The following is a 23,589-nucleotide window of genomic DNA, read 5'->3' as shown; positions in this document are numbered from 1 at the left end:
GTAACCGAACCCGCGCGGCGGGTAACACCCAGCTTCCTTTCAAGTTGTTACCCTAACGCCTGCCCGACGCCCGCCCTTCGCGCGCGTTCAGTTACCATTTCGGACCGGTTGCGCGAAATGCTTCGCGCCGCATTGCGTTGAAGCGCGCGCAACCTCCGACAGGAATCCAGAGCAGATGCCGTTCACCCGAATACCCGTCTTTCCTCGCAAGTCCGCTATCGTCCTCGCACTGGCCCTGACAATGGCCGGCTGTGCCGTCGGTCCGAACTATCAACGCCCCGACACCGCCATTCCCGCGTCGTACAAAGAAGCGCCGGAGGGCTGGAAAGTCGCGCAGCCTTCGGACCGGGCGGATCGTGGAAACTGGTGGGCGATTTATAACGACCCGCAGTTGAATGACCTTGAAACGCGGTTGAACGCGTCGAATCAGACTATCGCGCAATACGCGGCGGCTTATCGGCAGGCCCGGGCGCTGGTTTCAGAAGCGCGCGCGGCGTATTTCCCTACGCTGGGGTTATCGGCGACGGGTTCGCGGGCAGGTTCCTCCAGCCGCTCAAGCGGTTCGATTTCCAGCGGCAGCTCGATCAACAATAACTACGATCTTTCCCTCGATGCATCGTGGGAACCGGACCTGTGGGGCACCGTCAGCCGGACGGTCGGCGCGCAGCGCGCCGGTGAGCAAAGCGCCGCGGCCGATCTCGCCAACGCACGGCTCTCGGCACAGGGCTCGCTGGCGCAAACCTACTTCCAGTTGCGTTCGCTGGACGCACAGCAAAAGCTCCTCGACGACACCGTCGCCGCTTATCAGCGCACGCTGCAACTCACGCAGAACCAGTACGCGCAAGGCACAGCCGCTCGCTCGGATGTGATCCAGGCGCAGACGCAATTGCAATCGGCGCAAGCGTCGGCTATCGATAACGGCGTCGCCCGCGCGCAATACGAACACGCGATCGCCGTGCTGGTCGGCGAGCCGGCGTCGACGTTCTCCATCGCCTCATCGCCGCTCGACGCCACGCCGCCCGACGTGCCGCTGCAACTGCCGTCTGCCATCCTCGAACGGCGGCCCGATATCGCGTCGGCCGAGCGCAAGGCGGCGCAGGCGAACGAACAGATCGGCGTGGCAATCGCGGCGTTTTTCCCCACGCTGACGTTGTCGGCAAGCGGCGGTTTTCAAAGCTCAATATTCTCGCAATTGTTGAGCGCGCCATCGCGCTTCTGGACACTCGGGCCGGATCTCGCAGCGACCATTTTCGATGGCGGCTTGCGAGCCGCGCAGACCGAAGCGGCGCGCGCGTCGTATGACTCGGCCGTGGCGACGTATCGGCAAGCGGTGCTGACCGCGTTCCAGGACGTCGAGGACAACCTGGCGTCGCAGAGAATTCTCGCGACCGAGATCGGGATCCAGCAGCAAGCGGTAGCGTCGGCGCAGCAGGCGCTGGCTATTGTGACCAATCAGTACAAGTCGGGTACGGTCGGGTTCATCAACGTGCTCACCGCGCAGACCACGGCGTTCACGGCCGAGCAGAAGCTGGCGAGTATCGCCGGGGAACGGATGGTGTCGTCGGTGGGGTTGATCAAGGCGCTCGGCGGCGGCTGGGACACGGCGCAAATGGATCAGGAAACCGGCAGCGCAGCGGCGCCTGACGTAGCGACGCCGGCGAGCGGCGTTGCGGTGAAGAGGACGAATGCTGCGGTGAACTCGGCGCCGGGTTCGTCGACCGTTGCGGTCACCAACGGCGGTACGGTTAAAGAATAAGACGCGCCGGGGCGAGGATACCCCGCGGTCTTTGTGTCCACGCTCGTCGTAATTTCACGCGAGGGCGAAAGGATGCTCGGCACGTTCGCACTGAATGAAATCACACGTTCGCAACCGCTGCCCCTCGCCATCCCGATGCCGACTAGCACGGCCCTGAAAGCGGTAACGAAGCGCCGAGCTTTATCGAACGAAGGTTAGCTCGACGGTATCCGGTCCCGTGTGCCGTCCGAGCAGGTTCAACAATCCCGCCAGGTTTTCCCGTGCCTCCGGCGTGGCCGTCGCCACACCGTTGAACGCGCTCGATGTCTTCGACACCGTCCCTTGTCCGCTCAGCAGCAACGGCCCATTCGATGTCGTCGTCAGGTTGATCGTGTCCGCCTGGCCTTCCGCCTGAAACACTACGCGATACGACCCCAGCGGCTTCACGCGCGACACGCTGGACGCCATGTCGTCGAGCGTCACGATCGCCTGCCCGTACGTGTTGTGCCCAAGCATCCGCCATTCGGTCCAGGTCAGCCGCACATTGCCTTCCATGTTGAGCGTGTTGAACGGTGCGCCCAGGCCCGAGAGCAGGCTCGCCGGCACGGCAATCGCGCCCGGCGAAATTGTCGAACCGGAAAAACCCGCATCGACGAAAACCGAATCCGGCATGGCCTCCGTCTGGCGCATCTCCATGCGCACGCGGCCGGTGAACAAGGGCCAGAAGGCCGTATGCCATTCGATGCGTCCCGGCAGCAGCGTCGCACCATCCGCGCTGCCCGTACCGCCGCCGGTCGCCAGCATCAACGTGGCCGAGCCCTTCCAGAGCGAACCGGCCGGATCGACGAGATTCACATGGCCGTCCGTCGCCTTTGCGAATTGCGGCACGATCCAGGCCGCCGGCAGCATGACGGCCAGCGTCACGACCACCGATACCCCCGCCACCACGAACCACGGCCAAGCCGCGAGAAGCCGCCGCATGCCGTAGTTCATTGCACCTGGGCCGGTTGCACCGATGCCGTCAGATCCACCTGACCGTCGGGTTTCAGCGCCGTGATATGCGCCTCGCTGACCTGCACCTTGAATTGCTTCCTGACGCTGTCGAGCCACACCGTCCATTCCGGGAACGACGCGTTCTTCAACTGGATCTGCACGCCCGCGCCGACTACCTGGACCTGCGCGGGGGGCATGTTGTTATCGGCGAGAGACTTCGCCAATGCGTCACGCAACGCGCCGCCGGTCGGCGTGACGCCCTGCCCGCCGCCTGCCAGCGAGCGCGCCTCGTTGGCTTGCGCGGTCATCTGCGCGAGCTGGCGCTGCATGGCGGGCAGCGTGTCGCGCAACCGCGCGCGCCCTTCATACGCGGGCGCCCACAACACGAGATAAACCAGAGCAATAGCCGCCACGAGACCACCCCACATCAGGATGGTTTTTTCGCGCTGGGTGCGCGCGTTCCAGAATTCGCCCCAGGTGTCGATGATGACTTGTTTCATTGGGCGCTCCTGATGGTCCACTTGCCGGTATTACTATCGATACCACCGGCCAGCCCGTTCGCCGCCAATCGTCTCTGCAAACCCGGATCGACCTTGGTTTCCGGTTTGAAAGTCACCTCGAGGCTTCGGTCGTGGTAATCCAGCCCCGCAATGCCATTCACCGGAATGGGCCCAAGCGCGCGAGCAAGGGCATCGGAGAGAGAGAGGAAATCAGATGGCGACAGTTGCCCGGAAACCAGCCGCAAACGGTCGAGTTGACGCGACATCTGGTCGGGGGCATCGAGTACGACCGTGGTTTTCGGGAACGTGTTGAGGAGCGTTTCGGTCATCTGCGCGGTGATCGCGTCGCGTTGCCGGGCAAGCTGCAGCCATTGAATATTGATACCGATCATCGATACCACCAGCGCGCCGGCCAGCAGCGCCACCGGCAGCTTCAGCCGCCGCATGGTTGCGCGGTCGAGCCGCCACGGCTGCGCGGCGAATTCGAACTGGCACAGGTCGAAGTGGTTCGCGAGTGCGTTGCGCGCGAGGGTTTCGAACGTCAGCGGCTCGGCGCCGGGAATCGCGGGCCGCGCCGACGCCAGACGCGGCTCGGCGCCGGGAACGTCGCGCAGGATGTACAGCGTGGCCGGTTGGGCGCCCGCGAGCGCGCTGAGCGTGGAAGTCACGGCATCGGCGGGAATGGCCAGGCCTTCGCCCAGCGCCGCGTGCTCGCCGCGCGCAATCGCAATCTCTACGCGCGTCGTCGCGCTCTCGGGCGGCCGGAGCGTATCGCCGCCGAGCAAAAGCGGGGCGGTCGCCAGCACGTCACCCAGGATGCCCGCGACGAACGGATTGGGGGTATCGGCGGTGGTTTCATGCAGCGGCAGGCAGCGCATGGCGGGCACGGCCTTCACATTCCGATGCCCCGCGTTCGCAAACGCCTCGAGCACGAAGCGGAACCAGCCGCGATCGATCACCGCCAGCACCCGCCGGCCGCTCGCGAGCGCGACCGGATCGACGGCGATATGGCAGGTCTGCGGGTCCTGGATCAGTTGATCCTCGACGACGTTGGGCAAGGCCTGGCGCAAGCGCGGCCCTTTCAGCGGCGGCATTTGCGCGGCGGTCAGCAACAGGTCGCGCGCGGCGACAATCAGCACTGTCGCGCTCGCACGCGGCAGCAACGAAAGCGCGGCGCGGCCGGCCCGCTGCGTGACATTGCGCTTGTCGAGCAGCAGAAACGGCAGCTCCGGCAAATTCCACTCTTCGGAGCGCACCGCCGGATCGCGCGGCGGCAGTAGGACGATCAATGTGCTCAAAGGCCGCTCTCTTGTTTTCTGAATCGAAAGTTATTTACTGTACTGCGTGTATTACGACATCGACATCGTTCCGATGAAACCCGTCCAAACGCATCAAGGCTGGTCGCGAACATAGACAATACGCGTGGTATGCGTCGCCGGATCGCGATACAGCAAGGTCGTCCGGTCCACTTCCGCCCGCTCGTGCTGCACGCGGCCGTGGATCAGGAAATACTTCGTGGTCACGTCCATCTGGCTGGAATCAATGGTGGCGATGTCCACGCCCGCGCCGGTCAGCGCGAGCGTCACGTTGCCGACATCGTGGAAAAACACGGTCTCGCGGCGCGCGACAAACGCCTGCGCCTGCGAAAGCGTCATGCCGGGCACCGTCGCCGCAATCACTTCAGCCGTCGCGGTATTCATGTTCACCGACGTCGTGGTCGGCAGCACCGTCACGAACGGCCGCAATTTCTCCACGGCTTCCGGCGAAAAACCGGGGACATCGAGCAACGATTCCACATTGATCATCTGCAGCGGCGCGACGGGCGCGTTGCTGTCGGCATCGGCGAGACCGGGGTCGTCGGTAAAATTGCTGCCGCCCGTTCCCCCGCCCTGCGCAATCGCGGCCAGTGTGGAGGCCGGCGTACTGGTCGCGGCGGCAGTGGTCGATTGCGTCTGGAACCGCGTCGCCGATTGCGCCAGCCCCGCGCGAATCTGCAACGCGACGTTCTTCGCCAGCGACGCATCGAGCCCGAGCAACGTCAGCAGCCGCTGGAACGACGCGATCTCCTGCACGTTGATGATCAGCAAGCCGGGCGTGGGCGTGGAAACCAGGTTGCGCAGGTTGAACTTGGCCTGCGCGTCTTCAATCGATCCCGACAAATACGTCGATGCGCCCTGCTGCGCCCGCACGTCGCCAATTTGTCCGAGAAAGTCCGACAGCCGCGTTTTCGCGATCGGCACACCCCACACGCCGCCGAGATACGTGACGTCCGGCGCGGAATCGGCTTCGGAACGCAGGATTAGCCGCGTCCAGTCGAGCGCGCTGCGCGAGATCCATTGCGCCTGCGCGAGCAGCCGCTGGTTCTCGATCCGGCGGACCTGCACTTGCTGGCGCCACAACAATCCCGACACGATAATCGCCGACAACGCGACGACCAGCAGCGCGCTGATGATCGCAACGCCGCGCTGTTGCAAATGCCTGGAAGGCCTCGATGACCTGAGCCGTTTCGCCTGAACCGATGAAGAACGCATGGTCATTCTCCAATCAGAAACACGCGCGTGATCGGCAGCGCCAGATTGTGCGCGCCGACCGCGATCTGAATGCCCGTCACCGCGCGCGGCAACGGCGCGTTGCCGAGCTGCGGCACTTTCAGGTTGTTATCGTTCTGCGTGATTTGCGCCGCCACGTCGCCCATGCGCATCGTCCAGCCGGTCTTGGGCACGTAGGCGCGCGTGGCGAAGGTCGAGACGCCGCCCATTAGCGGTATCGCCGTCCAGCCGTCGGAGTTGTCCGAAGCCGATAACGCCCGCCGCACGTCCCCCACATTACCGAGCGGCGGCGACGCAAAGCGCACCACCCGGCCGCCGTCGACCAGCCGGTAACGCACGACCTGCAAACGCGGCGCCACGCCGGCCGCATAGAGACCGCGAACAATCTGCAGCGCGTTCCCGCCGATAGCTACCGCGGCCTGGCCAGCTTCGTCGTCGGTGGCGGCCTGGCGGGCATCGATACGCATCTGGTCGAACAATTGCGCCACCACGCGTTCATCTTCCATCGCGTTCGTAATGGTCGTCCGGCCGCGCATGATCTGGTCGAGGCCACGCCACGACAGCACCGCGATCACCGCGAGGATCGCAATGGCGACCAGCATCTCGATCAGCGTAAAGCCACTATCGCCGCGGACGCCACGAACGCCGCGAACGTCCCGCCTAGAGCGAACGGTTGGTTTCATTCGCCACCACCATGACCATTTGCGCGAGATTGCCGGAGATGCCAGGCGACTCCACGATAACTTCCACCCGCCGGAAAATCGGATTCGGCGTCGTCGACACGCGGTCCGTGCAAATCAGCTTGAGATTGCCCTGCGAGCAATCGAACGTACGTGTACCAATATCCGGCCACGTATGCGTGAGCCGCAGTTGCGCGAGTTCGTTATCAGCGCTCCAACCGGCCAAGAGCCGCCGATGCAAGTCCGCCTCGCCGGTCGCCATCGCGCCCACGGCCCGCAGCGACGCCGCCAGCGCCACCGCGATGATCGCCAGCGCGACGAGCACTTCGATCATGGTGAAACCGCGCGTGCGTTTGTGTTGGAGCTTATGTTTAAGGCCATGACGAGGGCCGGGCGCGAGCGTTGGCATCAGCGCACCTGATAACGGCCGTTGCCGGTGCCGACGATCGTCACGCTGCCCGACGCCGAGACGAGCGTCACTTCAATCGGGGTATCGATAGCTTCAGTGCCGAACACCACTCGCTCCGCGGACTGATCGGTACCGGCGTACTGGATCGTCACGCCGGTCACGCCGCCTTCCCAGCGGCGCTGGCGCAGCAGGTCGTCGCGTAACGGACGCCAGCCGTCTTCCGTGCGGATATCGAAGCGAAAACCGCCGTCGAGCGGCAGCCACGCGATAGGCCTTGCCCGCACCTGCGCTTCGTCGCCGGCGGATTCGAACAGGAGCGCGAGACGCTGCGCTTCCTCGTTCAGATCCGTGCGCGGATTGCGCGTGAGCTTCACCGACGCCAGCGACACCAGCAATCCCGCGATCACCAGCACCACCAGCATTTCCAGCAGCGTAAAGCCGGCCTGCGGCCGCACCTTCGCGCGGCGCGGCGCCTCGGGTGCTGAACAGTCCGGCTTGTGCTGCATGTTCACGTCGATTGGCTGCTGTTAAGGGGCAAGGAGAGGCTAAAAAGCTATTGCCAGGAGCCGATGTCGGCGTCGTTGCCATCGCCGCCAGGTTTGCTGTCGGCGCCATAGCTGAATATGTCCACTTCACCGTGCACGCCCGGGTTCAGGTATTGATATTCCTTGCCCCACGGGTCGACTGGAACGCGATCCATATAACCACCGCCTTTCCAGTTGTTCGGGATCGGCTCGGTGGTCGGCTTCTCTACCAGCGCGCGCAAACCCTGCTCCTGGGTCGGATAGCGGCCGTTATCGAGTCGATAAAGGTTCAGCGACTGCATGATCGAGCCAATATCCGCTTTCGCCGCGACGCGACGCGCCTCGTCCGGGCGGCTCATGATCTTGGGCACGATCAACGCGGCGAGAATGCCGAGAATGGCGATCACTACCATGATTTCGATCAGCGTAAAACCGCGCTGGCGACGCGATTGCTGAGTACCTTGCGCTGTCTGGAGTTCGTAGCGGCGCTTCATCCACATTTGCATGACTTCATCTTCCTTTCCAATTGGTGTCGTTACAGCGCTCAGGCCCGACATGATGTTCGACGCCCGTCCGCCGCCCTTGACCGGACCTGGATCATTCATCTGAATAATCAACGATCGTCGCGGGCAGGCTTGCATTCTATAGGTCCCGCTTGCGCGGATTTCACTTCGTAAGCAGCGGCCGTCCGATCCGTTTGATCCTGGGCGGCTTCAGCGCACATAAATGGTCGGGCCGGGCGCGTTCGGCGGCAGGAACACTTCGGAGCGTGTGCCCTTTCTATCGATGATGATCGAGCGCGCCCGCACTTCCTTGATCGTCACGCCCGGCGTCAGCGGCCCGCCCAGCGAGATCGCGCGTGCCGGTTCGCCGCCGTAGCTTACGATCGCCGCCGCCCCGTGTTGCAGCGAGAGAATCCCGAACAGGTGAACGTCCTGGTTTTCCTGATGCTGCAGTTTCCCGCCGAACAACGTAGCGGCCTGCTCCACCGAGGGCGCGCGCCCCGCGGCCGCTGCAGGCAACGGCGCGCTCTGGTGCGTGGTCAGCGTGATGACCCACCACGTCAGCGTCGCGCAAAAAATGGCGAGCGCGATGAGCGATAGCAGGCGGGTCTGAAATGCATTCATGGGATGGGCTTCTTCACTGCACCAGATTATTCAATTCGATGATCGGCAACATCACCGCCAGCACGATCACCAGCACGACGCCGCCCATCGCGAGGATCAGCAGCGGTTCCAGCAGGCTCGTGAGAAACATCGTGCGGCGTTCGAGTTCGCGCGATTCGCCTTCGGATGCCCGGTCGAGCATGGTGGTGACGTCGCCGGTGGCTTCGCCCGAGCGGATCAAATGCACCAGCACGGGCGGAAACGTCCGGGTGTTGCCAAGCGCGCGCGACAACGACGTACCTTCACGCACGCGAATGATCGCGTCTTCAACGTTCGCGCTCATCGCGCGGTTGCTCAGGGTTTCGCCCGCGGCTTGCAACGCCCGCAGGATCGGCACGCCGGCCGCGGTCAGGATCGCGAGCGTGCTGGCAAAGCGCACGGTGTTATAACCGCGCACGAGTTTGCCGAGCAGCGGCGCGGTGAGCAGCCAGCGGTCGAACGCCATGCGCGGCCCCGGCCGCGCGAGCAGGTTCTTGATGAACCAGCTCAGCAACGCCACGCCGATCAGCCCGGCCCACCACCAGTTCCGCACGAAGCCGGAGAGCGCCATCATCGCAATGGTGAGGAACGGCAGCGCTTGCTTCGTGCTCGCGAACACGTTCACCACTTGCGGCACCACGTAACTCAGCAGGAACGTGACGATCCCGAACGCGATCAGCGTGACGATCGCGGGATAGGTGAACGCGAGCACGATCTTCTGCTTGAGCGCATTGCGTTGCTCGATGTAATCCGCGAGCCGCGACAGCACCAGTCCAAGCTTGCCGGTATGTTCACCGGCGGCCACCAGCGCGCGATAAATCTCGGGGAAATCACGCGGATGTTCCGCCAACGCATTCGCGAACGAATGGCCGCCAAGCACTTCGCCGCGGATGGCGGCCATCAACTCGCGAACGTAATCGCGCTCCGATTGCTCGGTCAGCACCGACAGCGTTTCGCCGAGCGGCAGACCCGCTGTCAACAGGCTGGCGATTTGTCGCGTGAGAATGGCCTGCTCGCGTTGCGACAAGCGCTTTCCCATCGATAACCGCTGTTTGCGCTCCCCCCGCGTGCGAGTACCCGCAGCCTCGACCACGAGAGGCGTCAGCCCCTGCGTCCTGAGTTGGCTACGCGCGGCACGGGCGCTGTCAGCATCGAGTACGCCTGTCTGCGACTTGCCCGCCTGATCGATTGCCTCGAAACGAAACGCCGGCATGGATGTTTAATCTCCGCCCGTCACACGCAGCACTTCTTCCAGCGACGTTGCGCCGGTCGCGAGCCACCGGTTCGCATCCTCGCGCAGCGTGCGCATTCCTTGCGCGCGGCCGGCCGCCAAAATTTCTGCGTCCGATGCATTCCGGTGAATCAGCGCGCGAAGAGGATCGTCAAGCAGCAGCAGTTCGTACACGCCGCGACGTCCCGCATAACCCGAGTTGCCGCATTTATCGCAGCCGACTGCATGCCAATGAATGTGGCCGTCTTCCGAGGTCTCTGCCTTGCACACCGGACACAACTGCCGCACCAGCCGCTGCGCCAGCACGCCGAGCAACGACGACGCCAGCAGATACGGCTCGACGCCCATATCGGTAAGACGCGTGACAGCGGACGCTGCGTCATTCGTGTGCAGCGTGGCCAGCACGAGGTGACCGGTCAACGATGCCTGCACCGCAATCTGCGCCGTTTCCAGATCGCGAATTTCCCCGATCATGATGATGTCCGGGTCCTGCCGCAGAATCGATCGCAACGCGCGCGCGAAGGTCATGCCAATGCGCTCGTTCACTTGCGTCTGACCGATCCCGCCGAGGTCATATTCGATAGGATCTTCCACCGTCATGATGTTGGTGGTGGCGGTTTCGAGCCGCGACATCGCGGCATAAAGCGTGGTGGTCTTGCCGGAACCCGTCGGACCGGTGACCAGCACGATGCCGTGCGGACGGCCGATCAGCTTGTCGAAATGAACCAGCGTGTCGCGCGCCATGCCCAGCGTTTCGAGGTTCAGCCGTTGTGCATCTTTTTCCAGCAGACGCAGCACCGCGCGTTCGCCATGACCGGTCGGCAGCGTTGAAACGCGCACGTCCACCGGCCGGCCGCCTACGCGCAACGTAATACGGCCATCCTGCGGCAGCCGTTTTTCCGCGATATCGAGTTGCGCCATGATCTTGATCCGCGAGATCAGCGCGCCATGCAGCGCCTTCTTCGGGCGCACGACGTCGCGCAAGGTGCCATCGACACGAAAGCGCACCACCGAAGACGTCTCGAACGGTTCGATATGAATATCCGATGCCTGTTCGCGCGCCGCCTGCGTCAGCAGCGCGTTGATCATGCGGATGATCGGCGCGTCGTCTTCCGATTCGAGCAAATCCTCTATTTCGGGAATGTCCTGCATCAACCGCGACAGATCGACTTCGCCTTCCACTTCGCCCACGACCTGCGCCGCGCTGCCGTCATTGCGCGAGTACGCCGAATTGATTGCAGCCGAAAGCTCGGCCACCGGCAAACGCACGATGGAAAGCGCGCCAAAGTTGCGAGCGACTTCGGCGAGTGCGGCGTCGCTGGTTTTATCGCTGATCCACACTTCGATGCTGTCCGCGTGCTGGTGCGCCACCAGGATCTGTCCGGTCCGCGCGAACGCGTACGGGATCAGCCGTGCCGCGAGCGGCGACGGCGTGCTCGTGGCAACGTTCGCGACGGACGCGCTCAGCGTGCTCACGGCTTCGCTCCAGCGTCGCCGTTGAGCGGCACACCCGGCGCCGGGTTATTCGGCACAGCGTAACTGTTCACGTTCAGCGGCTGCCCCTGCGCTTGCCCTTGCCCCTGATACTGGCCCGGCGGCTGCGCGGTCTTGTACTGCTGCTGGCCTTGATACTGCCCTTGTTGATCCTGCATCTTCGGCGGCGGCGCCTGCGGCAACGTCGTGCTGCCGCCCTCCGCCGGCGAACGTGACATGTTGTTCAAGTCGAACAGATTCTGCGACGGGATACCGCCCTGGCTCGGGCCAATCGGCGCCGGTGGCAAAACCGGTACGTCCTTGTCCTTTTCGATGCGGTTATCGGAGGTGGAGTTGTACTGTTGCTGACGCAGATATTCGTAGCGATCGTTCGAAATCTGCGAGCTGGTCGCCTGGTCGCGCACGATCACCGGGCGCAGGAACACCATCAGGTTGGTCTTCGTCCGCGTCTTCGCTTCGCTGCGGAACAACTGGCCGATCCAGGGGATATCGCCGAGCAGCGGCACTTTGCTGTTGCTCGTCGAATACTGGTCCTGCATCAAGCCGCCGAGCACGACGATTTCACCATCGTCCGCCAGGATGGTCGACTGGATCGAGCGCGTGTTGATCGTCACGCCACCCGGATTGTTGGTCGTGGTGGTATCGACGCTGGAATCTTCCTGATAGAGCTGGAGCTTCAGGATGCCGCCCGTCGTGATCTGCGGTTTCACATGCAGCGTCACGCCCACGTCGCGCCGGTCGAACGTATTGAACGCGGAGACCGACGTGCCCGTATTGGCGGTCGGCGTGGCGTACGAACCGGTTACCACCGGCACGTTCTGGCCGACCACGATCTTCGCTTCCTCGTTATCCAGCGTGATGAGGTTAGGCGTCGACAAGATGTTCGCATCCGACGACGTCGACAGCGCCTGGAGCAAACCGCCCAGGCCGAAGAAGTTGCCGAACTTGTGCAGCAGGCCGATGTTCAGGCCCTGCGAGAGGATGTTCGTCTGACCTGCCAGCGACGACGGATTGCTCGCGACCGCGGCTCCGGCCGCCGTCAAATCGACAATGCTCGACGTGCCCGAGCCCAGGTTCGTGCTGCCGTAAATGCCGTTGTTGCCGCTATTTGAAAGCAGCGCGCCCTGCCACTGAATGCCGAGATTCGCGCCCGTTGTCGCTGACAGTTCAACTATCAGCGCTTCAATGTAGACCTGCGCACGGCGTGCATCGAGCTGGTCGATCACCGCACGCAAGTTGCGATACACCGGATCGGACGCGGTAATGATCAGCGAGTTGGTGGCCGTGTCGGCCTGGATCATGCCGTTGCCGGGTTGATCGCTCGAACTGCTGTTGTCGTTGTTGTTGCCGAAGCCCGAGTCCTTGCTCTGGCCGCCGCCGCCCATCGGATTGCTGCCCGACGACGAACTGCTGCTGCCGAGTCCGCCCGGCAGCGGCGGCAAGCCGCTCGTGCCGGTCGACGAACCGGAACCGCCTGCGCCAAACGCGCCCGAACCGCTCGACGAACCCGATCCCGACGATGACGACGAAGACGAATTCCCGTTGCCCTTGCCCATCATCGCGCTCAGGGTTTTGGCAAGACGCGAGGCATCGGCGTTACGCAGTGCGACTACGTGCATATTGCCCGGCTGCGTGGTGGCCGCGTCGAGACTGCGCGCAAGCTGCTTGGCCGCCGCAAGCCGTGCGCTGCTGGACGCGCGCAGCAGCAGCGAGTTCGTGCGCGGGTCGGCGGTGACGGTAACTTTCAGCGTGGCGTCGGTGCTGCCTATCGAGCCTGGATCGAGCAGCTTGTTGAGCTGTTCGGCAACGTCGAGCGCATTCGCGTTCTTCAGCGGCACCACCTCGACCTGCCGGCCCGCCGCTGTGTCGATGCCCGCGATGATGCTCGCGATGCGCCGCACGTTGTCGGCATAGTCGGTGACGACCAGCGTGTTGTTGGCCGGGTAGGCGGCGATCGTGTTGTTCGGCGAGATCAGCGGACGCAGGACCGGCAACACGTTGTTGGCCGATTCGTTGTGCAGCTCGAACACCTGGGTGATGACCTGGTCGCCCCGCGCGGTGGGCGTGTTGCCGACGTAGGTCGGCACGCCCTGCAGCTTGGCGTCGGCTTCCGGCACGACTTTGAGCACACCGTGATCTTGCACGAGTGCGAAGCCCTGCATTCTCAATGCCGACTGCAGCGTTTTCAAAGCCTGATCCTCTGGCACCGGATTTTCCGATACGAGATTCAATTGCCCTTTGACCCGCGGGTCGACGATGATCGTCTTCCCAGTCGCGGCACCGATCGCTTTCGCCACCTGATCGATATCCGCATTGACGAAATTCAGTGTCACCTGTGCGTGCGCAATTTGCGTGGTGACGAGACCGGCCACCAGCAAAGCCGTCGCGGCGCGACGCAATGCCATACGTTTTCTTCTCATGGAGTGTGATGTCTAGACCTGCTGATCCCGTCGCTGAAAACCAGTCGTGTTACGCGTCTTTCGACGCTTTTAACACCACGAAGGCTTAAAACAGACGTTTCCAGGGCCGATGCCCGGGCAATGCCATATCCCAAAAACGTGAACCATAGCAGCTTTTCATGTCAGGTTTGTCACAAAAGTACTAATCCTTGGCCGACGATCGTCAAATAGTAAAGCGTCACAAATCTCAAAAAAACCTTCTGATCAAACTCTGTTCGTCTTGACCCTTACTAGCCCTTTGCACATAGGAAAGAGGTTGAAATTGTCATATTTGTTCGCTTTCGCCCGTGCAGTAGAGCAGTTCGGATTTCATGCGCCTATAAAGACAAACGCGGTCGATTAACTAAACTTTCGAATAGCTTTCATAACAGTTGGCGCCACATGCCTTGGCTATGTCGGATGGTCAAATTTAAAACGCCATAGTCTGCCGGTATGATACGAGCGCTTCGGCGCGCTGGATGCGCAATGTGCGGGCGGGTTTTCCCGTGTTTACCGCGTCTTACCTTGTTTTACCGGGTGTTACCCGGTTTTTGCCGATAAAGCGGCGCCTTCACTGCAGCAGTTCGCGAGTGCAAGGCACACAGTCGATCAGGTGGTACCCAACATGATGAAAATATTTTTGCGACTCTTTGCGATCGGTTTCGGCGCCTTATTGGCAGCCGCGCCCGCGCACGCCGACTGTTTCGATGAAGCCGCCAAGTATCAGAAGGTCAACCCGCTGATCCTGCGGGCGATCGCGTGGCAAGAGTCGCACAACCAGCCAGACGCTATGAACAAGAACGCGAACGGTTCCATCGACTACGGTCTGATGCAGATCAATTCGGTGCATCTGACGCAGCTCGCGCAGTACGGAATTTCGACCACCACGCTGATGCAGCCGTGCAAGTCGGTCTATATCGCCGCGTGGCATTTACGCCAGAAGATGAACAAGTATGGCAACACGTGGCAAGCGGTCGGCGCTTACCATTCGGAAACGCCGTCGCTGCGAGATCAGTACTCGAAGCAGATCATCAATATCCTGGGTAAGTGGAAGCTGCTGACGGCATCGCGCTGATTCAGGTTCGCTTCGCTTCGTTTGTTTCGTTCAGCTTCTTCTGTTTTTCATCGCATGGCGCGGCGTTCCAGCCGCGTTTGATGCACAATTCCGCGTTCCAGCTCGCCGCTATTCGAGGCGGGTTTTCTTGAAAGCGCCACCGTTTTCAGCGGCTGCGCGCGCGAGTTTCGCGCCCTCTTTCGATGCCAAACGCGATGAATCAGCCCCTGCCCGTTACCGTGCTTGCCGGTTTGCCAGGCGTAGGCAAGACCACGCTGCTCGACCATTTGCTCGCGCATCATGCCGGCACGTCCATCGCGGTTGTTCGCGGCCGGATCGACGATCTATCGAGTGAAATCAACAGCGCTGCCGCGGAAGGCCGCTTCGACGCGATCGTGGTGGAAGCGTCCGGCACCGACGACCCGCAGGTGATTGCCGAGAGCCTGGTCTTCGATAACGACATCGCGCACCTCGATACGATCGTGACCGTCGTCGATGCGGAAAGTTTTTCGCGCGAATACGCGTCGACGGATTCGCTCAGCGAGCGCGGGATGGCAAGCCAGGACCACGATGGCCACGACGACCGCACGGTCGTGGAAGCGCTGATCGCGCAGATCGAGTTCTGCGATGTGATCGTGATCAACAAGACGGATCTCGTCAGTACCGACGCGCTCGCCAAACTCCGGCGCGTGCTGCATGCGCTGAATCCGCGCGCCGAGCTGATCGATGCGCGGCAAGGCGCGGTCGCGGCGAGCGAGTTGGTGAACACAGACCGCTTCGACTTTGACGCGACCTCAAGCGCGCCCGGTTGGCTGGCGATGCTGAATGCCGATCCGGAGTCAGCATCGGAGTTAGCGGCCGACGACCTGGGCGTTGGTGGATTTGTTTATCGGGCGCGCCGGCCGTTTCATCCCGGGCGGCTGTGGGCGCTGGTGCATCAGGAATGGCCGGGTGTATTGCGTTGCAAGGGTTTTTTCTGGTTGTCGACACGCAGCGATATTGGCGGTTTGTTGTCGCAAGCGGGGGGGGCGCTGCGGCATGGTCCTGCGGGGATGTGGTGGGCGGCGCAGGAGCGCAGCGAATGGCCGACGGGCGATGCTGAGCTGGAGGCTGAAATTGCCGCAGACTGGTACGGCGATGCGGACGATATGACTATCGGCGACCGGCGACAGGAACTGGCGATGATCGGAACTGACCTGGACGAGTCGCATTGGCGTGGGGCTTTTGACGCGTGTCTTGTCACCGATGAGGAATGGTCGCAAGCGTCGGAGGGATTATTGGCCGATCCGTTCCCGTCGTGGGAGATGGATGAAGATGAGCATGACCACGATCATCATGATGATGATTGCGATTGTGGAGCCCATTAGGTTTTCGCTCGCGCCGGTGGACGGGGTTGGGGGTCGGTGTTGGGGTGGTCGGTGGTGGTTTCTGCGTTAGTGGTCGAGGGTCAATGCCGGGTTGCTGCTTTCAGTGTTAGCGGTCTGCGAGAGTCGGATTTTCTCTTTATCACTATTAGCCACTGTGCGTGGCGGCACGTCATTTCTTTGTCCAAAGCGACAAAGAAACGAAGCAAAGAAAACGCTTTAACCGCTCTACCCTAAGTGTCCACAGCGTGCAGTTTCTATTCATAGGTGCCCCAAAAGCACGGTGCTCGCCAGAGCCACGGATGTGTGAACCCCTCCTTCTCGCGAATCCTGACACGAACACGCTTCGCCCCGTACGCTCTCGGGCAAGCACAATTGCCAATGAACCCGCACGGCCTTACAGATATTTACGGCTGCGGCTTTTTGACAGGTTAGCTACCTAGTCTGTGCGACCGTATTCATTTGGCTAGAGCTTCATGCGTGTTTGTGTTTACTGCTTCAGTTTTTGTGAATTGGCTGCGCGTTCTGTACAGCTATCTTCGTCGGTTACGGCCGCCCGCATCTTCGCGACCTCGTTTCCAGCAGGGTTGGCGACGAGGTTCGAGGCGCGTACAAATTTGGTGGTCGGTCGTCCGCGGATAGCGCGGGGTGCTCCTTGGGCAGGTTCAATCACTGGTGGCGAAGCGTGTGGGTATCGGTGTTCGGAGAAGGAGGGGTTCACACATCCGGCGCTCTGGCGAGCACCGTGCTTTTGGGGCACCTATGAATGAAAACTGCACGCTGTGGACACTTAGGGTAGCGTGTTTGAAAGCGCTTTCTTTGCTTCGTTTCTTTGTCGCTTTGGACAAAGAAATGACGTGCCGCCACGCACAGTGGCTAATAGTGATAAAGAGAAAATCCGACTCTCGCAGACCGCTAAGGCCGAAAGCATCAACCCAGCATTGACCCCGACCGCTAACGCTAGAACCCACCACCCCGACATTGACCCCGACCACTAACGCAGAAACCGCCAACCCCCAACCCCGTCCACCGGCGCGAGCAAAAAAAACCCGCCGATGGCGGGTTCCATACTGACAACCGGCTACAACTTACCGCTTGTTCACTGCGTCCTTGAATGCCTTGCCAGCCGTGAACTTGACGGTCTTGGCGGCCGGAATCTTAATGGATTCGCCGGTCTTCGGGTTACGGCCGGTGCGCGCTGCGCGCTTGCCCGAACCAAAGCTTCCGAAGCCAATCAACTGCACGGCGTCACCCTTCGAGACGGCCTTCTTGACCACTTCGAGCAACGTGTCCAGCGTTTCGCCGGTTTGAGCCTTGCTGGCGCCGGTCTGAGCGGCCACGGCGTCGATCAGTTCCTGTTTATTCATTAAGGTTCCTTTATCAGTTTAGGTTGACACGAACAGCGCGAACGCGCCGATTATACGTGCGCGGGCCTTGCAGTCGAGTACTGGCGCGGGTCCAGCCCCCTGGCCCACTATTCCGGCAAACCCTCACACCCCGGTCGCCGGGCCTCCTCCTTACTCGGCGGTTGTTATCATAACGCAGCGCAAACCCAAGCAGGACAAGGGTTTCGAAGATTTACGCATGATCGGACGCAAGTGAAAACCCTTTCCACCGCCCTTTTCCTGCAAGCAATCCTTTCGTACTGTTCATTTCACCCTCCGTTGGTTTTTGCCAACGGTTGGCGCACGATCCGGTGTATCAAGCGCTAAGCCTTACCCCTATTAGCTTTAAGGGAACGCAGTGCAATCCCGGAAATGCACGGCGAAGGCCATATCATCAGTCTGCTTTCAAACCTTTCCGATGACCCATTCCTTTTTTTGTGCAAACGTGCTTGGCGATCGCGCGCGCTGGGCCCGGAAGCGAAACTTCACGGTCCTACAGGCGGAATTCGACGCCGGGCAGCTCTTTATCGAAGCATGGGCCGCTTGGCGCGCAGATCCGCAGCGCTGCGAGCGCCTGCATTTCGTGGCCGTCGGGCCGCTAACGTCGATGGATCTCCCCGACGTAATCACCAAGGAGCCCGCCCTCTCCCAATTACTGATCGATGCCTGGCCCATGCAGGTGGCCGGGCTGCATCGGCTCGAGTTCGAAAACGGGCACGTGGTGCTGACACTGGCCATCGGCGAGCTGGAAAGCATGCTGCCAAAAATCTGGCTGCGTGCCGATGCCTTTTATCTGTGGCTATCGCAGGTCGATGCGAAGCTGGCCTACATCGCCAAAGCGCTGGCCCGCGTCGCCGGGGATCAGGCTACGTTATGTGCTCAAGCGCATCCCCTCCTTCCGCAAGCGCTCAAAGACGCAGGTTTTATCTGCGATGAAACCCCGCACGGCGCTTTTGTGAAAGCGCGCTTCGCCCCACGCTGGCGTGTACGACGTCACGAACCGCCGCGTGCGTTATCAATTGAGGACGCCACTCCATCAGCAGCGCTTTCGACGGACGCCGTATCAGCTTCCTCGCGCCAAGGACCGCGCCATGCAATCGTCATCGGGGCTGGCCTTGCCGGCTGTGCGATCACCGAGCGCCTTGCTTCGCGGGGATGGCGAGTCAGCCTGATCGAGCGTCACGACGATCTTGCTCGCGATGCCTCGGGCAACCCCGCTGGCGTCTTCCACCCGATCGTCTGGCGTGACGACAGCATCGCGGCCCGCCTGACACGCGCTGGATTTCTCTACGCGCTGCACCGCTGGTCCGAGCTCGAACGCGCCGGCCACATCCTGAACCGCAGCCATCAAGGATTGCTGCAAATCGCAGATTCCATCGACGATGCGTGCGCAATTGCATCCGCAATCAAGCGCTTCGGCTTGCCGCCGTCCTATGTAATACCCGTCGATGAACACGAAGCCACCCGCCTGGCCGGCCAGCCCGTCGCGCGCCCCGGATGGTTTTTCCCTCACGGCGGCTGGATTTCCCCATCTGCAATATGCGCCGCGCAATGTGCGGTTGCGGGCGATTTACTGACGACTCGCTTCGGCACGGAAGTCGCGCGCATCAATCGGGAAAACGGCACATGGACTGCCTTCGACACCACCGGCCACGCGCTCGCCCAAGCGCCCGTCTTGATCCTTGCCAACGCCGGCGATGCGCAACGCCTCGCCGGGCTCCACGGCCTTCCGACGCGCGGCGTACGCGGCCAGCTAACGCTATTGGACTCGAGTCCGCTCGACGGCCTGCGCGTAGCCATCGTCGGCGATGGCTACGCCGTGCCGCTCGGCGCGCATCGAACGCTAACCGGCGCGACCTACGATATCGACGACATCGATACGCAAATCCAGCCCGCCGGTCATATCGAAAATCTGGAACGCGTCGCAATGATGTTGCCGGCGCTCGCCGGGTTCAAACCAACGAGAGAAACGATGGAAGGCCGCGTGGCGTTCCGATCGGTGACGAGCGACCGCATGCCGATGATCGGCGCCCTCGCAGATGAAACCGCCGCCCGTGCCGATGCCCCCCGTCTTTCCGGCGCATGGCCGCTCGATTTGCCGCGCATGCCCGGCTTATACGGCGCGTTTGCTTTCGGTTCGCGCGGACTGGTGTGGTCGACACTGGCCGCCGAGCTGATCGCGACGCAAATCGAAGCCGAGCCGTGGCCGATCGAACGTGAACTGGCTGACGCCATCGACCCCGCGCGCTACCTTCTGCGGGCATTGCGACAAGGCGAACTCGGCTAAAAACATCGGTCGGCAAACTATCCACCGCAGCCTGTGGATAACCCGGCGAATTTCGCGCGAATGACCTGTGTACTCGCTGTGGGCGTAAACGGGACAACTTCGTCACGCCGCGAATTCGCCCGAAGTTGTTCGGAGTTCACCCTCGGACGCCCACACCTTCGCTATCTGCTTATGCGTCCTTCAAGCGCTTGTAAACGCTGATGAAAATGGAGTTATCCACAGAAATCGTGCGGCCTTGTTAACTACTACTACGTATATATAAACAAAACTTGTAAACCTTAAAACAAGCGTCATCGGCAGTACTCAAAGTGGAAAAACCGCCTTATCTCAGATGAAACAACAACAAGATCCGACCCCTCTTAAAGGTAGATTTTTCCTTATGCCGAGACACTGAAACCCATTGTTACCGCTCGGTTCCAACTAGCGCAGGGGTTGAACAGGTGCTGCCGGGAGCTATGGCACAATCCCCGTTCTTTCGCTCGGCCGCCTTGCCGGCTTATCGCTTCAAACCGGGCTCTTCGCGAGCAACGTGGATTGAAAAAAACGCTGCAACCGTTGCCATGACAGCAACGGACCGACTGGCCAACCAGCGAATCGGCTGTCAATCGGCCAACGAGTCCCGACGGGGCTTGACGGAGCCTGAAGAATCACCGGGCAACGAACCTTTCCGGCAACGCGCACTGTTGCCGCGCATCACTTGCCCATTCACTGTCTATCCGCACTAGCTGCGAAGGAGAAATCCTCACGATGAAGTCGGCCTTTTCATTCTTACCGGTTTGGCCACTCACACCCGACGCCATTTTTTGGGCCGGTCTTGCACTGGTTGCCGCGGGCCTCTGTGGTGAATTGCTCTGGCGCGCCTGGCGTTTGCCGCGCATCACGGGCTACGCCGTCATTGGCCTGATCGCGGGCAACGCAGGTTTTGGTGTGATCGATGTCAGTTCGGCAGGAATCTCGCGACCGTTGCTCGACGTCGCGCTTGGCCTGCTTCTGTTCGAACTCGGCAGCCGGCTCGACTTGCGCTGGATTCGCCGCAATCCTTATCTGATCTTGTCGAGCATTGCGGAAAGCACGCTCACGTTCGGTTTCGTATTGATCGCGCTGACGCTGTGCAAAGTGCCGATCATGCCGTCAGTTGTAATTGCCGCAATCGCCATGGCGACGTCACCGGCCATGGTCATTCAACTGCGTACCGAACTACGCGCGGAAGGCCAGGTCACACAACGATTGCTCACGCTGACCGCGCTCAACAGCATGTACGCGGTGATCGTCGAAAAACTCGCGGCCGGCGTGCTGCACCAAGAGATCTACGGCAACACGCTCGCGACTATCGTCCAGCCGCTTTATCTGTTACTCGGTTCGCTTTTGCTCGCGCTGCTGCTCGCGCTGGCCTGCAATCTGCTGTACCGGCGGCTGAATACCAACGACGAACACTCGTTCGTCGCGCTATTCGGTCTCGTGTTGCTCGCGATCGCGATCGCGCATGTGTTCAAGCTGTCGACCATTCTTGCGCTGCTGGCGGCAGGGATCATCGTGAAGAATTCGAACGAGCGGCCGCAACTCTGGCCAACACATTTCGGCACGGCGGGCTGGTTGCTGACGGTAATTTTGTTCGCGTTGACGTTGACATCGTTCGAATGGCGCGATATCGCGCTGGGCGGTCTGGCTGCGTTGGCGCTGATCGTGGCGCGTTTCGTTGGCAAGCTGGTCGGCGTATTGATCTTCGCCAAACCAAGCGGCCTCAACTGGAAACAGGGCGCGGCGCTCGGCGTCGCATTGACGCCGATGTCGGCGCTCGCTTACCTGCTCGTCGACGATATGTACGTGCTGTATCCGGACTACGACCCGACGCTGCGGGCAATCGTCATGTGCTCGATCGTCGTGCTGCAAATTGTTACGCCGTTCCTCGTGTATCGCAGTTTGTCGGCGATCGGCGAACGGCGCGAGTAGCGTTCAAGCAAGGGCTAAGCAGCGTTTTATCCTGTCTTTTTCTCATTTTTATCGGGTCGCCGGCGTGTCATTGAACGGGTCTTTGAGCGCTTGAGCACGTTACCCGGCTTATCCGGCGCGTCGTGCCGATAAGGTGTCGGCCGGCGCCCCAGGCTTTGTCAATCAAGAGGCACCATGTCACTCGAACCTTTCATCAACTCGGAGCCGTTCACCTTCGGCGTCGAACTCGAGATCCAGGTCGTCAACACGCACGACTACGACCTGACCAAGGCCGCCTCCGATCTCATGCGGCTCGTCAAGGACGAAAAGATCCCTGGCAGCATCACGCCGGAGATCACGGAAAGCATGATCGAGTTGTCCACGGGCATCTGTACGACGCATGAACAGGCCGTAACGGACCTCCGTGCCATCCGTGACACCCTGGTGGCCGCTGCTGACCATCTGAACGTCGGGCTGTGTGGCGGTGGCACGCACGCCTTCCAGCAGTGGAGCGACCGCCAGATCTTCGATACCCCGCGCTTTCAGTACCTTTCCGAGCTCTACGGTTACCTCGCGAAGCAGTTCACGGTATTCGGCCAGCATGTGCACATTGGCTGCCCGGACCCGGACAGTGCGTTGTTCCTGCTGCATTCCATGTCGCGCTTTATTCCGCACTTCATTGCGTTGTCGGCTTCGTCGCCGTACGTGCAGGGCGTCGATACCGGCTTTCATTCCGCTCGCCTCAATTCTGTCTTTGCATTTCCGCTGTCCGGGCGCGCGCCGTTCACGCTCACGTGGGACAGCTTCGAGGAATATTTCTCAAAGATGGTGAGCACCGGCGTGGTCAACAGCATGAAAGATTTCTACTGGGACATCCGGCCGAAGCCGGGTTTCGGCACGATCGAAGTCCGGGTGATGGACACGCCGTTGTCGGTTGATCGCGCAGCGGCCATTGCCTGCTACATCCAGACGCTCGCGCGCTACCTGCTGCTCGATAAACCCCTGACGCTGAAAGAGGACGACTATCTCGTCTACACGTTCAACCGGTTCGAGGCGTGCCGCTTCGGTCTGGAAGGCAGTTGCATCGATCCGCAAACGGGCGAGCGCCGCACGATTGCCGAAGACATCCTGGCTACGCTTGACGTGATCACGCCTCACGCTGACGCGCTTGGTTCAAACGAAGCGCTGCGTCAGGTCGGCGATATCGCCCGCAGCAACATGAACGACGCAACTTGGTTACGCGGTGTTTTCGATCGCGAGCGTTCGCTGCACGAAGCTGTGCGCCAGCAATGTCTGCAGTGGCGCGAGTGATCGATCGCCCTTGGTTCCACCGGCTTTGATCGCCTCCCGAAAAAAACCTGCTCCCCGGCAGGTTTTTTTTCGTCATTTTCTTTCGGACCGATGCCGATAACCTACCTCCAAGGTTTACTGTCATGAGTTCGTATACATACGTAATAGTAGTTAACAAGCATCGTGCAATTCTGTGGACAACCGATAAAATCTCCGCAAACTCAACAGTTTGGAGTGCGCATAACTACGGTGTGGAGCCTTGCATCGAGCGGGGTTTCGAGGGATAACAATTTGGCGGATTTGCACGCCGGGGGGTTATCAAGAATCGGCGCACATCGAATAATGTGGTTATCCACGGTGTTATCCACAGTGTTTTGTGAATAACTAAGGTGTACGTTTGGTTCCAGTCGCTTAGAATGTCGGTTTTACCGGTAGGGGGAAGCACGGCCGGTGAAACAAATGAAGCGCTGGACGGTCTAGAACAGGCGCCGCGAAGAAACATAGATGTCCTTATCCGGACGACGAACTAGCTGTATCGGTTTGATCGCCCGAATTTTGAGACGGTAGTTGATACGAAAGGAT

General features: G+C 61.2%; 19 protein-coding genes. 6 read left to right on the top strand and 13 right to left on the bottom strand.

Features of this window, described 5'->3' with window-relative positions:
* Positions 1 to 175: 175 nt before the first annotated feature.
* Positions 176 to 1,756 carry an efflux transporter outer membrane subunit gene (locus ACSQ36_RS19430; protein ID WP_436183043.1) on the top strand — a complete coding sequence of 527 codons (1,581 nt, stop codon included), beginning with the start codon at positions 176 to 178 and terminating at the stop codon, positions 1,754 to 1,756.
* A gap of 180 nt (positions 1,757 to 1,936) precedes the next feature.
* Here the strand turns inward: ACSQ36_RS19430 and ACSQ36_RS19425 are convergent, their stop codons facing one another.
* The 12 genes from ACSQ36_RS19425 to gspD all read right to left on the bottom strand — a co-directional run bounded on the left by ACSQ36_RS19425 (position 1,937) and on the right by gspD (position 13,665).
* Positions 1,937 to 2,728: a type II secretion system protein N gene (locus tag ACSQ36_RS19425; RefSeq protein WP_213765059.1), complete on the bottom strand. Its 792-nt coding sequence runs from the start codon at positions 2,726 to 2,728 to the stop codon at positions 1,937 to 1,939.
* Positions 2,725 to 3,228 (bottom strand): type II secretion system protein GspM, encoded by a 504-nt coding sequence (gspM, locus tag ACSQ36_RS19420; RefSeq protein WP_213765058.1) that lies wholly within the window; start codon positions 3,226 to 3,228, stop codon positions 2,725 to 2,727. The genes ACSQ36_RS19425 and gspM overlap by 4 nt, the downstream gene beginning before the upstream one ends.
* The gene (gspL, locus tag ACSQ36_RS19415; protein WP_436183042.1) at positions 3,225 to 4,526 is read right to left on the bottom strand and encodes a type II secretion system protein GspL; all 1,302 of its coding nucleotides are present in this window, start codon (positions 4,524 to 4,526) and stop codon (positions 3,225 to 3,227) included. The genes gspM and gspL overlap by 4 nt, the downstream gene beginning before the upstream one ends.
* Before the next feature lie 93 nt (positions 4,527 to 4,619).
* Entirely contained in the window at positions 4,620 to 5,759 is a 1,140-nt protein-coding gene (gene gspK, locus ACSQ36_RS19410) for a type II secretion system minor pseudopilin GspK (protein WP_436183041.1), read from the bottom strand.
* 2 nt (positions 5,760 to 5,761) lie between these two features.
* A complete protein-coding gene (locus ACSQ36_RS19405) occupies positions 5,762 to 6,460 on the bottom strand; it encodes a PulJ/GspJ family protein (RefSeq protein ID WP_436183040.1) in 699 nt (232 codons plus the stop codon).
* Positions 6,438 to 6,866, bottom strand: a complete 429-nt coding sequence (gspI, locus tag ACSQ36_RS19400) for a type II secretion system minor pseudopilin GspI (protein ID WP_213765054.1) — start codon at positions 6,864 to 6,866, stop codon at positions 6,438 to 6,440. The genes ACSQ36_RS19405 and gspI overlap by 23 nt, the downstream gene beginning before the upstream one ends.
* Positions 6,866 to 7,372 (bottom strand): GspH/FimT family pseudopilin, encoded by a 507-nt coding sequence (locus tag ACSQ36_RS19395; protein ID WP_436183224.1) that lies wholly within the window; start codon positions 7,370 to 7,372, stop codon positions 6,866 to 6,868. Before ACSQ36_RS19395 ends, gspI begins: the two co-directional genes overlap by 1 nt.
* A gap of 47 nt (positions 7,373 to 7,419) precedes the next feature.
* On the bottom strand, positions 7,420 to 7,896 hold the full coding sequence (gspG, locus tag ACSQ36_RS19390) for a type II secretion system major pseudopilin GspG (RefSeq protein ID WP_213765131.1): 477 nt from the start codon (positions 7,894 to 7,896) through the stop codon (positions 7,420 to 7,422).
* Between the two features lie 207 nt (positions 7,897 to 8,103).
* Positions 8,104 to 8,517, bottom strand: a complete 414-nt coding sequence (locus tag ACSQ36_RS19385; RefSeq protein WP_213765052.1) for a type II secretion system protein N — start codon at positions 8,515 to 8,517, stop codon at positions 8,104 to 8,106.
* Positions 8,518 to 8,530: 13 nt separating this feature from the next.
* Positions 8,531 to 9,748 carry a type II secretion system inner membrane protein GspF gene (gspF, locus tag ACSQ36_RS19380; protein ID WP_213765051.1) on the bottom strand — a complete coding sequence of 406 codons (1,218 nt, stop codon included), beginning with the start codon at positions 9,746 to 9,748 and terminating at the stop codon, positions 8,531 to 8,533.
* Positions 9,749 to 9,754: 6 nt separating this feature from the next.
* The gene (gspE, locus tag ACSQ36_RS19375) at positions 9,755 to 11,242 is read right to left on the bottom strand and encodes a type II secretion system ATPase GspE (protein ID WP_346730521.1); all 1,488 of its coding nucleotides are present in this window, start codon (positions 11,240 to 11,242) and stop codon (positions 9,755 to 9,757) included.
* A complete protein-coding gene (gene gspD / locus ACSQ36_RS19370; protein ID WP_436183039.1) occupies positions 11,239 to 13,665 on the bottom strand; it encodes a type II secretion system secretin GspD in 2,427 nt (808 codons plus the stop codon). The genes gspE and gspD overlap by 4 nt, the downstream gene beginning before the upstream one ends.
* 661 nt (positions 13,666 to 14,326) lie before the next feature.
* Between gspD and ACSQ36_RS19365 the strand changes: the two genes are divergently transcribed.
* Positions 14,327 to 14,773 (top strand): lytic transglycosylase domain-containing protein, encoded by a 447-nt coding sequence (locus ACSQ36_RS19365; protein WP_213765129.1) that lies wholly within the window; start codon positions 14,327 to 14,329, stop codon positions 14,771 to 14,773.
* A gap of 194 nt (positions 14,774 to 14,967) precedes the next feature.
* The gene (locus ACSQ36_RS19360; RefSeq protein ID WP_436183038.1) at positions 14,968 to 16,119 is read left to right on the top strand and encodes a GTP-binding protein; all 1,152 of its coding nucleotides are present in this window, start codon (positions 14,968 to 14,970) and stop codon (positions 16,117 to 16,119) included.
* A gap of 1,085 nt (positions 16,120 to 17,204) precedes the next feature.
* Here ACSQ36_RS19360 and ACSQ36_RS19355 read toward each other — a convergent pair.
* Positions 17,205 to 17,483, bottom strand: coding sequence for an HU family DNA-binding protein (locus tag ACSQ36_RS19355; protein ID WP_031364544.1), 279 nt, complete (start codon positions 17,481 to 17,483; stop codon positions 17,205 to 17,207).
* 436 nt (positions 17,484 to 17,919) lie between these two features.
* Here ACSQ36_RS19355 and mnmC point away from each other — a divergent pair, with 436 nt between their 5' ends.
* From mnmC to ACSQ36_RS19340, 3 genes are all read left to right on the top strand, one after another.
* Complete coding sequence (gene mnmC / locus ACSQ36_RS19350) at positions 17,920 to 19,788, top strand: bifunctional tRNA (5-methylaminomethyl-2-thiouridine)(34)-methyltransferase MnmD/FAD-dependent 5-carboxymethylaminomethyl-2-thiouridine(34) oxidoreductase MnmC (RefSeq protein ID WP_436183037.1); 1,869 nt, start codon at positions 17,920 to 17,922, stop codon at positions 19,786 to 19,788.
* A gap of 747 nt (positions 19,789 to 20,535) precedes the next feature.
* Positions 20,536 to 21,738: a cation:proton antiporter gene (locus ACSQ36_RS19345; RefSeq protein ID WP_436183036.1), complete on the top strand. Its 1,203-nt coding sequence runs from the start codon at positions 20,536 to 20,538 to the stop codon at positions 21,736 to 21,738.
* Positions 21,739 to 21,912: 174 nt separating this feature from the next.
* Positions 21,913 to 23,028 carry a YbdK family carboxylate-amine ligase gene (locus ACSQ36_RS19340; protein WP_436183035.1) on the top strand — a complete coding sequence of 372 codons (1,116 nt, stop codon included), beginning with the start codon at positions 21,913 to 21,915 and terminating at the stop codon, positions 23,026 to 23,028.
* The last annotated feature ends 561 nt before the right edge of the window (positions 23,029 to 23,589 follow it).

It is taken from the genome of Caballeronia sp. LjRoot34 (genome assembly GCF_964253815.1).
Lineage (GTDB): Bacteria > Pseudomonadota > Gammaproteobacteria > Burkholderiales > Burkholderiaceae > Caballeronia.
Note: the sequence above shows the minus strand (reverse complement) of the source record. Positions and strands in the feature narration are given on the sequence as shown.

Coding starts and splice junctions, on each gene's coding strand:
- ACSQ36_RS19405 (WP_436183040.1), bottom strand. CDS start 6,460: ATGAAACCAACCGTTCGCTCTAGGCGGGACGTTCGCGGCGTTCGTGGC.
- ACSQ36_RS19340 (WP_436183035.1), top strand. CDS start 21,913: ATGTCACTCGAACCTTTCATCAACTCGGAGCCGTTCACCTTCGGCGTC.
- ACSQ36_RS19355 (WP_031364544.1), bottom strand. CDS start 17,483: ATGAATAAACAGGAACTGATCGACGCCGTGGCCGCTCAGACCGGCGCC.
- ACSQ36_RS19385 (WP_213765052.1), bottom strand. CDS start 8,517: ATGAATGCATTTCAGACCCGCCTGCTATCGCTCATCGCGCTCGCCATT.
- ACSQ36_RS19425 (WP_213765059.1), bottom strand. CDS start 2,728: ATGAACTACGGCATGCGGCGGCTTCTCGCGGCTTGGCCGTGGTTCGTG.
- ACSQ36_RS19395 (WP_436183224.1), bottom strand. CDS start 7,372: ATGCAGCACAAGCCGGACTGTTCAGCACCCGAGGCGCCGCGCCGCGCG.
- mnmC (WP_436183037.1), top strand. CDS start 17,920: ATGACCCATTCCTTTTTTTGTGCAAACGTGCTTGGCGATCGCGCGCGC.
- gspK (WP_436183041.1), bottom strand. CDS start 5,759: ATGCGTTCTTCATCGGTTCAGGCGAAACGGCTCAGGTCATCGAGGCCT.
- gspG (WP_213765131.1), bottom strand. CDS start 7,896: ATGCAAATGTGGATGAAGCGCCGCTACGAACTCCAGACAGCGCAAGGT.
- gspM (WP_213765058.1), bottom strand. CDS start 3,228: ATGAAACAAGTCATCATCGACACCTGGGGCGAATTCTGGAACGCGCGC.
- gspI (WP_213765054.1), bottom strand. CDS start 6,866: ATGCCAACGCTCGCGCCCGGCCCTCGTCATGGCCTTAAACATAAGCTC.
- ACSQ36_RS19345 (WP_436183036.1), top strand. CDS start 20,536: ATGAAGTCGGCCTTTTCATTCTTACCGGTTTGGCCACTCACACCCGAC.
- ACSQ36_RS19430 (WP_436183043.1), top strand. CDS start 176: ATGCCGTTCACCCGAATACCCGTCTTTCCTCGCAAGTCCGCTATCGTC.
- gspD (WP_436183039.1), bottom strand. CDS start 13,665: ATGGCATTGCGTCGCGCCGCGACGGCTTTGCTGGTGGCCGGTCTCGTC.
- ACSQ36_RS19360 (WP_436183038.1), top strand. CDS start 14,968: ATGAATCAGCCCCTGCCCGTTACCGTGCTTGCCGGTTTGCCAGGCGTA.
- ACSQ36_RS19365 (WP_213765129.1), top strand. CDS start 14,327: ATGAAAATATTTTTGCGACTCTTTGCGATCGGTTTCGGCGCCTTATTG.
- gspF (WP_213765051.1), bottom strand. CDS start 9,748: ATGCCGGCGTTTCGTTTCGAGGCAATCGATCAGGCGGGCAAGTCGCAG.